General features: G+C 60.9%; 11 protein-coding genes. 6 read left to right on the top strand and 5 right to left on the bottom strand.

The features are described 5' to 3' along the window. Window positions 1–47: 47 nt before the first annotated feature. A complete protein-coding gene (locus ACIOJF_RS12465) occupies window positions 48–791 on the top strand; it encodes an alpha/beta hydrolase (protein ID WP_181148899.1) in 744 nt (247 codons plus the stop codon). Here ACIOJF_RS12465 and ACIOJF_RS12460 read toward each other — a convergent pair. Both ACIOJF_RS12460 and ACIOJF_RS12455 read right to left on the bottom strand, forming a co-directional pair. Beyond that, window positions 768–1,649: a PaaX family transcriptional regulator C-terminal domain-containing protein gene (locus ACIOJF_RS12460; protein ID WP_105658210.1), complete on the bottom strand. Its 882-nt coding sequence runs from the start codon at window positions 1,647–1,649 to the stop codon at window positions 768–770. The two genes, ACIOJF_RS12465 and ACIOJF_RS12460, sit on opposite strands and share 24 nt — an antisense overlap. Window positions 1,650–2,269: 620 nt before the next feature. Then, on the bottom strand, window positions 2,270–4,501 hold the full coding sequence (locus tag ACIOJF_RS12455; protein ID WP_332731277.1) for a polyribonucleotide nucleotidyltransferase: 2,232 nt from the start codon (window positions 4,499–4,501) through the stop codon (window positions 2,270–2,272). Window positions 4,502–5,059: 558 nt separating this feature from the next. On the opposite strand from ACIOJF_RS12455, the gene ACIOJF_RS12450 reads away from it, so the two are divergent. Continuing rightward, window positions 5,060–6,103, top strand: coding sequence for an NAD(P)-dependent alcohol dehydrogenase (locus ACIOJF_RS12450; RefSeq protein ID WP_402735571.1), 1,044 nt, complete (start codon window positions 5,060–5,062; stop codon window positions 6,101–6,103). Window positions 6,104–6,198: 95 nt separating this feature from the next. Here ACIOJF_RS12450 and ACIOJF_RS12445 read toward each other — a convergent pair whose 3' ends face one another. Continuing rightward, on the bottom strand, window positions 6,199–6,801 hold the full coding sequence (locus ACIOJF_RS12445) for a hypothetical protein (protein WP_133832980.1): 603 nt from the start codon (window positions 6,799–6,801) through the stop codon (window positions 6,199–6,201). A 473-nt stretch (window positions 6,802–7,274) separates the two neighbouring features. On the opposite strand from ACIOJF_RS12445, the gene ACIOJF_RS12440 reads away from it, so the two are divergent. Further along, window positions 7,275–7,586, top strand: a complete 312-nt coding sequence (locus tag ACIOJF_RS12440; protein ID WP_166650648.1) for a DUF1883 domain-containing protein — start codon at window positions 7,275–7,277, stop codon at window positions 7,584–7,586. A gap of 22 nt (window positions 7,587–7,608) precedes the next feature. Here ACIOJF_RS12440 and ACIOJF_RS12435 read toward each other — a convergent pair whose 3' ends face one another. Continuing rightward, window positions 7,609–8,583, bottom strand: a complete 975-nt coding sequence (locus ACIOJF_RS12435) for an ADP-ribosylglycohydrolase family protein (RefSeq protein ID WP_402735570.1) — start codon at window positions 8,581–8,583, stop codon at window positions 7,609–7,611. Between the two features lie 824 nt (window positions 8,584–9,407). Continuing rightward, the gene (locus ACIOJF_RS12430) at window positions 9,408–10,727 is read right to left on the bottom strand and encodes a YjiH family protein (protein ID WP_402735569.1); all 1,320 of its coding nucleotides are present in this window, start codon (window positions 10,725–10,727) and stop codon (window positions 9,408–9,410) included. A 417-nt stretch (window positions 10,728–11,144) separates the two neighbouring features. Here ACIOJF_RS12430 and ACIOJF_RS12425 point away from each other — a divergent pair, with 417 nt between their 5' ends. From ACIOJF_RS12425 to ACIOJF_RS12415, 3 genes are read left to right on the top strand one after another with little or no spacing between them, the layout of a single operon-like run. Next, window positions 11,145–12,170, top strand: a complete 1,026-nt coding sequence (locus tag ACIOJF_RS12425) for a 3-oxoacyl-ACP synthase III (RefSeq protein WP_013348415.1) — start codon at window positions 11,145–11,147, stop codon at window positions 12,168–12,170. Then, the gene (locus ACIOJF_RS12420) at window positions 12,167–14,755 is read left to right on the top strand and encodes an alpha/beta fold hydrolase (protein ID WP_402735568.1); all 2,589 of its coding nucleotides are present in this window, start codon (window positions 12,167–12,169) and stop codon (window positions 14,753–14,755) included. Before ACIOJF_RS12425 ends, ACIOJF_RS12420 begins: the two co-directional genes overlap by 4 nt. Beyond that, window positions 14,752–15,759 carry an NAD-dependent epimerase/dehydratase family protein gene (locus ACIOJF_RS12415; protein ID WP_402735567.1) on the top strand — a complete coding sequence of 336 codons (1,008 nt, stop codon included), beginning with the start codon at window positions 14,752–14,754 and terminating at the stop codon, window positions 15,757–15,759. The genes ACIOJF_RS12420 and ACIOJF_RS12415 overlap by 4 nt, the downstream gene beginning before the upstream one ends. Window positions 15,760–15,791 lie beyond the last annotated feature (32 nt).

Below are 15,791 nucleotides of genomic sequence, written 5' to 3'. Positions count from 1 at the left end.
GCAGGGATACTCCTGCCGGCCGCCGCAGGATGGAAGGAAAAAGCGCAGTGCCGCAAAATACGCGAGAGTCCGAGTTGCTCAAGTACGGGGATCATCCCGACCAGCATTTCATCCTGGCGCACCCGTTCAAACAGCCTTCCCTGGGCACTGCGGTCCTGGTCCACGGCGGCTACTGGCGCCAGCGGATCACCGCCAGCGTGATGCAACCGATGGCTGACGATTTGCTGCGCTCTGGCTGGAGCGTGGCCAACGTGGAATACCGGCGCGGTCCGGACCACCCGTGGCCCACCCCATCTTTCGATGTGGCCGCGGCAATCCAGCTCGTGCGCAGCACGTTGCGATACCAGGGCCAATCCGAGGCAGCTATTCTTATCGGACATTCGGTCGGCGGTCAATTGGCGCTGCTGAACTCCAATTTCGCCGATGCCGTGGTAGGCCTCGCTCCAGTCACCGATGCTTCCAAGGTGCATGCAGAATCCCTCGGCGATGGTGCAGCAATGGAATATTTCGGCGATTCTCCGGCCGGGATTCCGGCAATCTACCACGATGCTTCGCCAATCCAGGCCCCACCGCCTTCGGTGCCAACGCTCTTGGTCCACGGGTTCAACGACGACCGGGTACCGCTGGAGCACACGCGGGAATACCTGGATTCCCTGGCCGGACACGTTCTGCCGGAACAAATGATCCACCGGTCGCTGGACCACTTTGAAATCATCGACCCGCAGCAGCATCATTGGCAGGCCGTGCAGACCTGGATGCGGCAGGTACTAGTCGACGCGCGAGCCGAGTAGCCGACTCGCGTATAGCTCCGCATGCGGGGACAACAGCGCGTGCAACGCCAGGAAGGTCTTCTTGGCCTGCGGAGCTTTCCACCCATCAGGCAGGTATTCGAAGGGCAAATTCGGATCCCGATAAGGGAAACGCCGCCAGCGCGTGAGCATCGGAATATAGAAGGCGAAAGCCGCCCGCTCCAGTTCCGAGCGCTGCTCGGCTGACTCGACGGGATCAGCTAGCCGTTGCTGCCACGTTCCTAAGCGTCCGACATACAACTGGAGGAAGTCGGTGTACTGATGGTCCAGTGCTTCAAGATCCCACCATTGGGCAACCTTGTCCCGGATATCGGCAGGGGACATGTAGTCAGCCTTGAAGAACTCGACGTACTTGGACAATCCTCGCGCATCCAAGCGGACCTTAGCCTGCTCGAATGCCAGATGCGGCCCCACGGCCACTCCTCCGGAGACCATCCCGAACCCTAAGCTAGCCAGCTCGGTGCGCAGTTCGTACCGGCGATTCCGCTCGCTCTCGGGTACGGAAAAAATAGCCAGCACCAAGGAGTCCCCGGAGGTTGAACGCGAAGGAGCAAAGATCCGTTGGTCGTCCTTCCGGAAGCTGTCCATAACCTCGGCGGAGAGCTGGTACTGGGATTCGTTCCCTGCGCGTTCGTTAATTAGCACGCCGCGGCTTTTCAACCTTGAAATGGTGGAGCGGATTGCTTGCGACCTGATACCCAAGGCATCGAACATCTCGACGATGATAGAAACAGGGAAAGAGCCACTGGCCGATTCGCCATACAGGCCGTACAGCGTCACCAGCAGATTCTGATGCTGCAGTTTCGTTCCCCCGATATCCACTGGTTCAACGTCCTTCATTTGCGCTACGGCTACTTTTTCTATTCCTCGTTCCTATCCTAGGTGGCCAGCGATCGAATCAGGGGTATCAGCGCCTTCCCGCCTGCGGCTCTGCGCCTGAGCGAACCGGAACGAGTACACTCTGGACACTAGGACCGCTGGTTCAACTCTCCGCAGTCCATCTGACCCAGATGGTTTTATCTGGTTAAGGTCAGTGCTTGCCTCCGCCCAAAGCCAACGTGGCTGGAAAGCGGCAATGGGGTACAGCACGTGTTGTCCGGCGCTAGCTGCGGCCCGCAAGGTACTGGGTATCAGGCTGGCAGCTAGCGCCTGAGAAACTCCACTGAGGTCGTCCGAAAGGGCAGCGCGGCGCAGTGGAAATGCCTTGCGCACAATTTCTCGCGAGGCACTGCAGATGCTTCTTGAATTGGAAGCGTGAGCCCCCGCGATAGGTTCTCTCCGCCAAGCGGCACGCGCTTTGGAATATGAAGAAGATCTGCGAGAGTCCAATGGGCTGCGTCATCAGGTCTTGCCTCCAACCAGGACCGCCAAAGACTTTGGCAGGAACCAGCTCCCGGGCAAGAATAAGCAAAAACCCCGATTCGCCAAGCGAATCGGGGTTTTCAGCAAGAATCTAAAGACTACTCAGCAGCAACTGCTTCTTCAGCTTCTTCCTCGACGACTGGAGCCAGCGACAGCTTGCCGCGGTCATCAATCTTGGTGATCTCCACCTGCAGCTTCTGACCAACGCCGACGACGTCTTCGACGTCCTCGACACGCTTGCCATCGTTGATCTTGCGCAGCTCGGAGATGTGCAGCAGGCCGTCCTTGCCCGGGGTCAGCGAAACGAACGCACCGAAGGTGGTCAGCTTCACGACGGTACCCAGGTAACGCTCGCCGACCTCAGGAACCTGAGGGTTGGCAATAGCGTTGATGGCCGAGCGGGCGGCTTCAGCGGACTCGCCGTTGGTTGCGCCGATCAGCACGGTGCCGTCATCTTCGATCGAGATGTCAGCGCCGGTGTCTTCCTGGATCTGGTTGATCATCTTGCCCTTAGGGCCGATGACCTCGCCGATCTTGTCCACTGGAATCTTCACGGAGATGATTCGTGGAGCGTTGACGTTCAGTTCATCCGGGGCGTCGATAGCCTGGTTCAGAACGTTCAGGATGTGCAGGCGTGCTTCGCGAGCCTGGGTCAGCGCGGCGGCCAGAACCGATGCCGGAATACCATCCAGCTTGGTGTCCAGCTGGATCGCGGTAACGAACTCGGAGGTACCTGCAACCTTGAAGTCCATGTCGCCCATGGCATCTTCGGCACCGAGGATATCGGTCAGGGCAGCGTAACGGGTTTCGCCGTCTACGGTGTCCGAAACCAGGCCCATGGCGATGCCTGCAACGGCAGCCTTCAGTGGCACGCCAGCGTTCAGCAGCGACAGGGTCGATGCGCAAACCGAGCCCATGGAGGTCGAGCCGTTGGAGCCCAATGCCTCGGAGACCTGGCGGATTGCGTATGGGAATTCCTCGCGGCTAGGCAGCACTGGAACCAGTGCGCGCTCAGCCAGTGCGCCATGGCCGATTTCGCGGCGCTTAGGCGAACCAACACGGCCGGTTTCACCGGTCGAGTATGGAGGGAAGTTGTAGTTGTGCATGTAGCGCTTGGTCTTCACCGGCGACAGCGAGTCGATCTGCTGTTCCATCTTCAGCATGTTCAAGGTGGTGACGCCCATGATCTGGGTTTCGCCACGCTCGAAGATTGCCGAACCGTGAACGCGAGGCAGAACCTCGACCTCGGCGGAGAGCTGGCGGATGTCAGCAAGGCCGCGGCCGTCGATGCGGATCTGGTCGGTCAGGATGCGCTGGCGCACGATGTGCTTGGTAACAGCGCCGAATGCCTTGGAGATTTCACCCTCGCGGCCTGCGAAAGCGTTGCCTTCGCCAGCCAGCGATGCAACGATCTCTTCCTTGTATGCGCTGGCAGCGTTGTCGCGCTCCTGCTTGTCAGCGATGGTGTAGATCTCCGTCAAGCGGGTCGAAGCAGCAGCCTCGACAGCGGCGAAGGCATCTTCTTCGTAATCGCGGAAGACCGGGAATTCAACGGTTTCCTTGGCAGCGCGAGCAGCCAGGTCGGCCTGGGCCTCGCACAGGACCTTGATGAATGGCTTCGCAGCCTCAAGGCCCTCAGCGACAACCTCTTCGGTTGGAGCCTGGACGCCGCGTTCCTTGATCAGTTCCCAAGCGTTGTCGGTAGCTTCAGCTTCCACCATCATGATGGCAACGTCGTCGCCAGCGATACGGCCGGCAACAACCATGTTGAAGACAGCGTTCTTCAGCTCGGAGTGGCGTGGGAAGGCAACCCACTGTGCGCCGTTTCCGTCATCAACCAGTGCAACGCGAACGCCGCCGATTGGGCCGGAGAATGGCAGACCCGAAAGCTGGGTGGACATCGACGAAGCGTTGATCGCTACGACGTCGTACAGCTCATCTGGCTCGATGGACAGCACGGTGACGACAACCTGGACCTCGTTGCGCAGGCCCTTGACGAAGGCTGGGCGCAGTGGGCGGTCCATCAGGCGGCAAGCCAGGATGGCTTCGGTCGATGGGCGGCCTTCGCGGCGGAAGAAGCTGCCTGGGATGCGGCCGGCTGCGTACATGCGCTCTTCAACGTCCACGGTGAGTGGGAAGAAGTCGAAGCCTTCGCGTGGGTGCTTGCCAGCGGTAGTTGCCGAGAGCAGTGCGGTCTCGTCATCGATGTAGACCATTGCCGAACCTGCAGCCTGCTTGGCAATGCGGCCGGTTTCGAAGCGAATGGTGCGGGTGCCGTAGCGACCGTTGTCGATCTGTGCTTCGGCGAATTGGATTTCTGGACCCTCCATTAAGGGGGTGCTCCTTTCGATCGCTCCCACGTGGTGGATGAGCGAACCGTGTGGCCCTACCCAGATCTGGTCTTCGATCGAGACCCGCGCTGAGGCGCATATTTGCCCTAGCGAAAGTCACTACCGAGGACCGCGAAACTGGCGGTCGGGACCAACGGTCAGTCAGCCCTGGGAGTTATTTTCTTTTGGGGCCCGCATAGAACATGCAGACCCAGGTACTAGCCTACCGGGAATTGGCAAAAGACGCAGTTCTTGGGCGATAGGCGCGTGCCAGCCACTTGCGTCGCTGCCATTCATCGTTTGAGAGCGGCCTTGCAGCCTGGGCAACCAGCGAAGATCATGCGGCGCTGCTGCCCTGGCGATCCCCGGGCGCAACCAGCACGGTGCGCGTTGATCCTCATTTAGGCAGGGAAACCTGCGGAAGGAAATTTTCTCCAGCCGGGATTATTCATAGCCTGTCGATTGTTGTTCTCCATGGGCTTTGCCCTGACGGACCGCGGCAATCGCCGCAGTCCAGAACATTTCCAGTCGCAACCCGCAAGACAAAGGAAAAACCTGATGGCAACTATGGTCAATGCATACGCAGCGCACTCTGCGACTGATGGACTCATTCCGACGCAGATTGAACGTCGTGCAGTAGGTCCGCACGATGTCTTGATTGATATCAAGTTCTCCGGCATCTGCCACTCCGACATCCACACGGTGCGCGGAGAATGGGGAAACCAGAACTATCCGCTGGTCCCGGGCCACGAAATTGCCGGCATCGTTGCCGAAGTCGGGCCAGAGGTAACCAAGCACAAGGTGGGCGACCGCGTTGGCGTGGGCTGCATGGTCAATTCCTGCATGGAATGCGAGAACTGCCTTGCCGGAGACCAGCAATTCTGCGAGCAGAGTGTTGGTACCTACGGTGCTCTTGACCGTGATGGCAGCATGACCCAAGGTGGCTACGCCACGCATGTCGTGGTTACCGAGAACTTCGCCCTGAACATTCCTGAAGGCATCGATCTGGATGTTGCCGCGCCCCTGCTTTGCGCCGGCATCACCACCTTCTCCCCGCTGAGGCACTGGGGTGCAGGGCCGGGCAAGAAGATTGCCATCGTGGGACTCGGCGGCCTGGGCCACATGGCGGTCAAGATCGCCAGTGCCATGGGCGCTGAGGTCACCGTTCTGTCGCAGTCGCTGAAGAAGAAGGATGATGGACTGAAGCTGGGCGCAACCGACTACCGGGCCACCAGCGATGAGAACACCTTCAAGGATCTGCAGAAGAAGTTCGACCTGATCATCAACACCGTCAGCGCTTCCATCGACGTCAGCGCCTACCTCGGACTGCTGCGCGTGAACGGCACCATGGTCAACGTTGGTGCTCCGGCAGAACCGTTGCCTGTCAATGCCTTCGCACTGATCGGGGGACGCCGTTCCTTCGCAGGTTCGCAGATCGGCGGCATCGAGGAAACCCAGGAGATGCTGGATTTCTGTGCCCAGCATGGCATTGGCGCAGAGATCGAGGTCATCGGTGCCACGCAGATCAATGAGGCTTACGAGCGCGTGCTGGCATCCGATGTCCGCTACCGCTTCGTAATCGATACCGCGACGTTGGCCTAGTTACCCCAGCTCACTCGGGTCGCAGAGAACGGTGCCGGTCTTGTCCAGCAGTGCAGGACAGATCCGGCGCCGTTTCGCGTCTGGCTAATTAACGTTCATTCGCCCCGGCGCGATCTACGAGTGCCTGCGTTCTCCCGTTGGCTGCCCTGTTCTGGAGCCTCGGCCGCAGTGCCCTGCTCAGACAAATTCCCCTTGATCGCGGCAAGCTCGGATTGGAGTTGCGCCACGGCACCACTGAGGTTCTTCAGTTCCTGCCTGCGGCGGCTGGCAGCCCTGAAAGTCTTGATCATCATGGCGATGATCAGCGGAATGGCCGCGAGCAGGGCCCAGCCGCTGCGTTCAAAGAAGTCGAGGGCCACCGGCAGGGCCTGATTGAATTCCCAGAAGGAATTCACTCCCCCGGCAATCGATTCCAATGCAGATTCCACGGGAGCCAGTTGCTTGCCCACAACTGGTATTCCGGAAAGATCAGGGGCATTCACCGGAGGCTCGCCCATGGTCCATCGCGGATCACCTGGCCGCTTCAGGATATAGATCCCGGCACCGGCGCTGGCAGCGGCGAATAAGAGCACCGAGGCCAGGGCGACCGCCACTAGCTGGTGCCGCCGCCATAGCCCCGCCGCCACGGCAAAACCAATGACCAGAATCCAAATCCACATTCGCAGTTGTTCCAGGCCAATGCCCGTCAGTAAATCCATGAACTTTGCCTCATTGCTCTGGGCCGCCATGACCCAAGTTGTGCGTTACTTCATCCCACTTAGGTACGCTATCGCGAGCAGCGGATTAATTGCCGCCTAGCACGTCAATCCGGTTGAGATCGAATCGTTCGAGTCGTCATATTGCTTCCTTGCCCCGGTATCCGGGACCCAATAGCCGATGGCTTCCGGCTCGTCCAATGCAGCGATCGGCTCATGCCACCTGCCGGCAGCTCGAATGGTAATTGCCACTAGCCGTCTTGCGATCGCGGATCTGGCATCGGTTGAGGTGGCAACGCGACGCACCCCAAAGACCAGAAGACCCCGTTCTCCAGACTCCTGCAGCTTTGCCGTTGCAAATGCCCGAACCGGTACAGTGCTCTTGCCTCGGGTGCGTTGGCGACACTGGCCTGAATTTGAGTTAATGGGTCTGGATCCGCTGCTCGGCGGATCACCTGGGATCGAGGAGGCTGGCATTGGCGGAGCCTAATTTTGCTGAACATTATTGGGATTTCATTGAGCGGGGAAGCATCTTGGTAGTGACTCTCAGTGGACCGGCTCATCTGCGGTTGATGGATCCGGAAAATTTCGCGGCATTCCAGGACGGAGAAGAATTCGAAGCATACGGTGGACTGGCACGCCGTGCTCCATACCGAATCAAGGTGCCCCATTCCGGACCCTGGTTTCTAGCGATTGATCTGACTGGCCTCGGTGCGCGTGGGGTGCGCCACGAAGTCAGCATCGTGCTGCCACAGAAGCTGGAAGCTCGACGACCAGCCCGGGACTAGAAGCAAGATCCCGCAGGAGAACTTAGCCCGCGAGCGCACTCGAAATATCGACAAGCTGTTGCATCCTCATTCCGGGCCAACCGTGGACCATATCCACCCACTGCGCCGGAACACTCGAGAACCCTGAAGCTGCGCCAATGAGCGATCCGGCGATGGCTGCCACGGTGTCGGTATCCACGCCTCCGCGAACAGCCGCTTCCAGCACCGGAACCAAGCGAGCGTTCCCGTCTTCCGGTTCGGCGGTGGCGATCGCGCTCCAAGCACCTTGGAATGCTTCAACGACCCAACCGTTATTTGTGAAGTCCCGAGGTCGATGGTTTTCGGCCTGGTGGATGCGCTGCTCCCATGCTTGTGCGCGTTCTGGTTCAAGCATCGCAAGACCACTGCGAATATCTAGTTCGCCGGTGAGCACAGCGTGGTGAATGGCTACTGTCCAAAGCCCGCAGGCCTCAGCGGCTTCATCATCAAAATGGGTCAGCTTGCTGATAGCTGCCGCAGCTTCGAATGCGGCAGCAGGCGGTTCAGACAGATAAGCCAGCGCCACGGGCGCTGTGCGCATGAGACTGCCGTTCCCGCCGGAGCGGCCAGTTCTCCGGTGAATCTGTTCAGAACCAGCTAGCGCATCATCAGCGGTCGGCTCGGCTCTTCCGTCAGCAGACGCAACATGCTGGGCGTGGGCAAGTACAGCCCGCGTCTGGTTGCCGACGTCCGGTGCGTTCGTGGCCCATTTGGCCCATTCCCGAACCATGTAGTTGCTCGCGTCACCATCAAGCTTGCCGTTGGAATCCAGCAGGCCCTGGGCAATGACTATGGCCATTGAGGTGTCGTCGGTCCACTCCCCGGGCGCAAAATCGCCCAACCCGCCACCAATCATCGAAATTTTGGCGGATTCGGGCAACGGTGCGTTGAATTCGTAGCCCGCGCCCAGGGCATCTCCGGCAGCCATCCCGGTCAGGACTCCACGAATTCGATCTTTCACCTGTACTGAATGTGCCATTTGCGCCTTTCACAGGGTGGTCGCCAATGCAGAGTAATACTGCTTGGATCCACTGTACCGATGCGCGGCGACAGTAGAGCTACCTGAGCGGCCCCGATAGCGTTCCCACGGTTGATTTGCGTCCTTGCGTCGTCGACCGGAATAGCGAACGAGGACATTGATGCGGTCACGATAACCGTTCCGCTTCTACCTGCGATCCCGACTTCGGCAAATAGCTCACCCGGTTGGCTTCGTCGCTGTCCCGGCTTGCTGCAAGCGCTCACGGGCATCGCCGAGCGGAGGCAGATCTCCTTGATCTCGATAGGCGTTTGACCCAACTTCTTGCAGTTATGGCCAATGCCCTGCAGGAACCAGGTTCCTGCAGGGCATTGGATGTCGCCAGCCTCGGTCGTTGCGCCTAGGCGAATGCAGGCGGTGGCGGAGTCGTGGGGTCAGTTGGGTGCCCCGGCGCCGGCTCAGTGGGATCCTGCGGGCCCGGGGGCGGGATCGGCCCATCCGGATGCGAAGGGCTTGGTGGTACGTCCGGCTGCGCCGGGCTTGGCGGAGCATCTGGTGTCGGCGGTTGCGCTGGCGGTTCTGGCTGGTCGGGAATACTCGGATCACCCTGCATCGGAGCACCTGATTCGTGTAAGTGATTCATTGGAACCTGCTTTCCGTCGTATCGGTTCGACCATTCAACGACGGATCGTCTCCGCCTTGCAACGGCATTCAGGAATCGCAAAGCTGCAACAGTGCCGCGACATGGCGTGGTCGCGTCGAATCGGAAAGCATCACTCGGTTCAACCCATTGGTTTCGCAAGCTGCCGTGCGCCAGCGCAGCCGACCTATAGCAGCATGCGCACGATTGGTGTCGCGATGAGGATGGTCAGGACAACGCGCACGAACCAGATAGCTACCATCTGCGGGATGTTCAGCGGAATCTGCGTCGCCAGGACGCATGGCACCAATGCTGAAAAGAAGATGATTGCAGAGACGCAAACGATGGCGATCACCATGCGCAGCTCGATGGATTCGTGTCCCGCAATGAGGGTTGCTGGAAGGAACATTTCAGCAATGCCGGTAGCCGAAGCCTTGCCAGCCAGCAACGGGTCATCCAGCCCGACGATCCAGGCAAATGGGACAAACAGGTATCCTAGCCAGTCGAAAACTGGAGTGAAGCGGGCAACCACCAGTCCGAGCAATCCGACAGAGAGAATGGACGGCAAAATTGCCATGGCCATTTTCAGCCCATCCCATACGTTGGCGCCGACATTCTTGAGCAGCGATGGCGCTCGCCGCGAGGCTCCCATGGCTTCGCTCCAGGCAACGCGTGCACGATTGCCCGTGACCAGTTTTTCCTTGTCATGTTCCATGCCCAGGTACGTCGTGTCTGGAATCCGGCTCAAAGGCGGAATGCGCACCGAAATGGCGGTCACCGCAAAGGTGACTACCAGCGACAGCCAGAAGTACAGGCTCCAGTGGTCCATCAGGTCCAGCGCCTTGGCAACAATAACCATGAAGCTGGCTGACACCGTGGAAAAACCGGTAGCGATGATGGCAGCTTCGCGACCCGTGTAGCGGCCGCCACGGTACATGCGGTCGGTGATCAGCAGACCCAGCGAGTAGCTTCCCACGAAGGAAGCCACGGCATCCACGGCCGAACGTCCCGGGGTGCGCCAAATTGGAAGCATGACCGGTTGGCAGAAGACACCAAGGAACTCCATCAGCCCGTAGCCAACTAGCAAGGCCAAGAAGATGGCACCTACTGGAACGATCAAGCCAACGGGAATGACCAATTTGTCCAGCAGAAAAGGACCCATGTCCGGATCGCTGAGCCACGCCGGGGCAAAGTTGAAGAGCAGCGAACAGCCGACAGCCAGCCCGAAGATGTTCAGGAATGCGAATATGCCACGTACCTTGGATGCCTTCCATCCTCCGGTGACGAAGGGAATAACTGTCCCGCAGATGAGCATCAGCAAGATAATGTACGGAACGACCGGTGCCGCGGCAGTTTGAATCCACGTCACCAAGTGATCCAACGGGATGGTGCTCTTGCCGTTGATGGTGATGGGGAGGAAGAAGAACAAGATACCGATAAGGCTATAGATCACGAATCGCAGAACGACCGGAAGAGTGCTTTGTGCTTCAACGCTTGAAGTTGTCATTGGATACCGCCTTGTCGATGAGGGCGAGGGCATCAGCGTGATTTGATGCGCTATCCATACAACGCGACTCTGGCCCAGCAATGTGACGGGGATCGCTTTTATTGTCCGGAGTTTCAGACTTCGCGCAGATGAGCGCTTCTGCGCGCTTCCTGTGGCTGCGCAGATGGAAGCAGGCCCACAGAACGATCGCCCCCACTTGCCATGATTCTCATAGGACTAGTCTGTAGGATCGATATAGTCTGCATAGGCACTGATTCCAGCTTTCGGCTGAAAACATGCGCTCAAATAGGTCTTGGCGTCATGCAGGGAATAACCTAGGGAGAACACATACGCAACCGATGGCGCACACCCATCGGCCACGACGTTTCAATGCAGCACGCAGCACATAGATAGTCCAGCAGAAACGAAGGCACCATTTTGAACGGCAATGCCACCTTTAAGCACCACAACGTTGCGCTTTTATCAGTGAACAGCGTCCTCGCACCCGAGGTGGTGAGCTCTGCAGAATTCGACGAGCGACTTGCTCCTAGCCTGAAACGCCTTCGCCTGTCCAAGAAGCTTCTGGAACGAGTTTCCGGGGTCAAGGAACGCCGCTGGTGGTCCGATGGCGTTGAATTCGACGACGCTGCAATTCTTGCCGGCAAGAAGGCGCTGGCCCAGGCCGGTGTCGATGCCAGCGAAATCGGCCTGCTGATCAACACTTCGGTCACCCGCCGCAACTTGGAGCCGTCGGTGGCTTCCAAGGTGCACAACGGCTTGGGCTTGCCATCCTCCGCCATGAATTTCGACGTGGCCAACGCCTGCCTCGGCTTCGTCAACGGCATGAGCCTGGCAGCGAACATGATCGACTCCGGCCAGATCAAGTACGCCCTGATTGTTGCCGGCGAAGACGCCAAGCCAACGCAGGAAACCACTTTCCAGCGGCTGAACGCTGAAACTTCCACGCGCGATGACTACATGCGTGAATTCGCCACGCTGACCTTGGGTTCCGGCGCCGCCGCTGCGGTCATTGGCCCAGCGGATGCGCACCCGGAAGCGCACCGCATCGTCGGCGGCGTATCGCGTGCCGGCACCGAGCACCACGAGCTGTGTGTCGGCGGACCCTCGGGCATGTACACGGACACGAAGGGCTTGCTGGATAACGGCCTCGAACTGGTCGTGGATGCCTGGGATGAAGCCCATCAATCCGGTTGGAATTGGAAGTCCATGGACCGCTACGTGACCCATCAGGTTTCCAAGTCCTACACCAATGCCATTATCAAGGCCGTCGGCCTGGTCAAGGACCGCGTGCCAATCACTTTCTCCAAGTGGGGCAATGTCGGACCGGCTTCCCTGCCCATGACCCTGTCCCAAGAAGCCGACTCGCTGAAGAAGGGCGACCGGGTGCTGTGCATGGGTGTGGGTTCCGGCCTGAACACCGCGATGATGGAGATTGCCTGGTGACCGAGCTTTTCCCCGGTGTAGATGCCATTTATTCTAAGTATCTGGAAGTACCGTCCACGTCGCAGGTGGACTCCCCGGGCACTAGGCACCGGTGGCACGTCCTGGATAACAACGAAGAACTGAAGCAACGCGGAATTGAGCCGGCCGGCACCTTGCTCTGCGTGCACGGCAACCCCACCTGGTCCTACCTCTGGCGCAGCCTGCTGAACCACGTGTCCGAGCACGGGCTGCTGTGGCGAGTGGTGGCAGTGGACCAGCTGGACATGGGCTTCTCCGAGCGCAGCGGCAAGTTCCGCCGCCTGGCCGACCGCGTCAACGATCTCGGCGATCTGACTGGCGCACTGGGGCTAACCGGCAAAATCACCACCGTAGGCCATGACTGGGGCGGCATCATCTCCCTGGGCTGGGCCGTCTCCCACCCGGACCAGCTGGAGAACGTGGTGTTGACCAACACCGCAATCCACCCTGCAGGCTTCGAGCTTCCCGCCGCGCTGAAACTCGCGTCCCATCCCGCGGTGCACGGTTGGGGCACCAAGACTTCCCCTGCCTTCTTGCAGGTAACCCACTCGTTGGCGCAGCCGGCCTTGGCCCCGGATATCCGCAAGGCCTTCATGGCCCCGTACACCAACGCTGAAAAGCGCGAGGGCGTAGCCAACTTTGTCGCCGATATCCCGTTCTCCCAGGATCACCCAAGCCGTCCGGCCTTGGACGAGATCTCGGAAGCAGTGCGCTCCTTGAAGGTCCCGGCCCTGATGCTCTGGGGACCCAAGGACCCGGTCTTCTCCGACCGCTACCTGCGCGATTTGATGTCGCGACTGCCCCACGCCCAGGTACACCGCTTTGAAGGCTCCAGCCATTTGGTGGGCGAAGACAACGATATTGCCACCCCGATCTTCCAGTGGCTTGCCGGCGAGAAGAGTTCCAAGAACACCTCGCGTGCCCAATCCCTGGGCGAATACCGTCCGATGCTTGCCGAACTCGATTCGCGCACCGAGGACCAATCGGCCGCGGTGGTGGACATCAATCCTGCGCGATCGCTGTCCTGGGCCGAACTGGGCGAGCGCGTGAATGCCCTGGCCGCAGGGTTGCGGCAGATCGGAGTGGAGGCCGGCGACCGGGTGAACCTGCTGGTTCCACCGGGAATTGAACTGACCACCCTGATCTACGCCTGCCTGCGCCTGGGTGCGGTCATTGTGGTGGCCGATGCCGGCCTTGGCACCAAGGGCATGGGACGAGCCATCAAGGGCGCTGGCCCGAGCTACCTGATTGGCATCGACCGTGCGCTCACCGGTGCGCGGCTGTTCGGCTGGCCGGGAACCAGGATTGCCGCTGGAGACCTGCCTGCTGCGAAGCGCAAGCTGCTGGGGGTAGCCCATACCCTGCCCGAGCTCTATGAAGCCGGCAGCCAGGCCGCTTCCGGGTCCAGGGTTTTCGAGCCATCCGATCCGGATGCCGATGCGGCGGTCCTGTTCACCTCCGGCTCCACCGGTCCGGCCAAGGGAGTGGTGTACACGCATCGCGAACTGGCCGCCATGCGCGATACCCTGCGTGAAACCTACAACCTCAAGGCCGGCTCTGCGCTGGTGGCAGGCTTCGCGCCGTTCGCGCTGCTGGGCCCTGCTTTGGGTGCCACCTCGGTCACCCCGGACATGGACGTCACCGCACCGCGGACCTTGACTGCCGCCGCGTTGGCAGACGCCGCCCTCGCAGTGGATGCAACCACCGTCTTCGCCTCCCCCGCCGCGCTGGCTAATGTCCTGGAAACCCAGGATGCGCTGAACCAGGCTCAGCGGGAAACCTTGGAAGGCGTCTCGCTGATGCTGTCCGCCGGCGCCCCGATTCCCGAGCATCTGCTGGCCAAGGTGCAGGACCTGGTTCCCAATGCCCGGGTCCACACCCCGTACGGCATGACCGAGGCCTTGCCAGTCACCGATATCGACTTGGCCGGCATCCGCGCTGCCGGAGCGGGCAATGGCGTGTGCGTGGGCACCGCAGTCGCCGGAGCCACCGTCGCCATCGCACCGATTGACGCCCTGGGCGTGGCCGGAGACAAGCCGGAATACACCCCGAATGCCACCGGCGAAATCCTGGTCCGCGCCCCGCACGTCAAGGACCGCTACGACCGGCTGTGGATCACCGAACAGCTCAGCGTCTCCATCCCCGGCTGGCATCGCACCGGCGATGTCGGGCATCTGGATGAGCAGGGACGCCTGTGGGTCGAAGGACGCCTTGGCCACGTACTGCGCACCGCCAAGGGCGCGATTACCCCGGTGGCCGCCGAACATGCTGTCGAGTCGGTTGCTGGCGCTGGCCGTGCCGCGCTGGTCGGCGTGGGACCTGACGGAACCCAGGCCGCGGTGGTCGTCATGGAAACGGTGCCCGCGGCCCGCAAATCCGGTCCGGCCGCCAGCGATCTGGCCCGCCAGGTTCGCGCCGCGGTCGCGGCCACCGGCACCGAGGTGGCAGCGGTCCTGGTAGTCCCAAGCCTGCCCACCGATATCCGGCACAACTCCAAGATTGACCGGGCCGCGCTCGCCCACTGGGCTGCCGCGACCCTCGCAGGTGGAAGGATCCGCAATCCGTGAGCCCATCGAAAAATGAAGACGCTGCCCGTCGCGTTCTGGTCACCGGAGCCAGCGGCATGCTGGGTGGCGCTGTAGCCCAGCTATTGCGCGACAAGGGCCACCATGTGCGCACCTTCCAGCGCGGCAGCTCGGCATCAGCCACTGATGAAGTCCGCGGCTCGCTCACGGATCCGCAGGCTGTCGCCGCGGCCGTGGAGTCCATGGACGCGGTCATCCACCTGGCAGCCAAGGTCTCCTTCACCGGTGCATGGGAAGACTTCGCCGCCACCAATATCGCGGGAACCAGCAATCTGCTCGAAGCATCCAAGCGCGCAGGAATCAAGGATTTCGTGTTCGTCTCTTCCCCTTCCGTGGCGCACTTCGGCGATTCGCTGGCGGGCGCCGGTGCGGGTGAGGCCGATCCGGCCAAGGCGCATGGATTCTATGCACGCTCCAAGGCAGCGGCCGAGCTCAATGCCCTGGGCGCCGATTCGCCAGCACTTCGCGTCACCGCCATCCGCCCGCACGTTGTGTGGGGGCCCGGCGATACCCAGCTGGTGGAACGCGTCATCCAGCGGGCCAAGGCCGGACGGCTGCCCCTGCTGGACCAGGGCGCAGCGCTGATCGACACCACCTATATCGACAATGCCGCTGCGGCGATTGTCCGCGGCCTGGAACGCATGGACCACGCCCACGGGCGAGCCCTGGTAGTCACCAATGGCGAACCTCGGCCGGTGGGCGAGCTGATCGCCGGCATCTGCAAGGCTGGCGGCGCCCCGGCTCCGAAGCTCAACGTTCCGGGCTGGCTGGCCCGTGCGGCCGGTTCGGTGATCGAGAAGTTGTGGTTGGCAGCCGGTTCGCGCAACTTGGTTCATGATGAGCCGCCGATGACCCGTTTCCTGGCCGAGCAGCTGTCTACCGCGCATTGGTTCGACCAGCGCGAAACCCATGAAGTCCTGGACTGGAAACCTGCGGTAGGCATTGACGAGGGTCTGGAGAAGCTGGCGGAGCACTACCGGCGGTGAGCAAGCTTTTCCTCCGGAGGAAAAGCTCCAGC

The organism is Glutamicibacter sp. NPDC087831 (assembly GCF_044742845.1).
Lineage (GTDB): Bacteria > Actinomycetota > Actinomycetes > Actinomycetales > Micrococcaceae > Glutamicibacter.
Note: the sequence above shows the minus strand (reverse complement) of the source record. Positions and strands in the feature narration are given on the sequence as shown.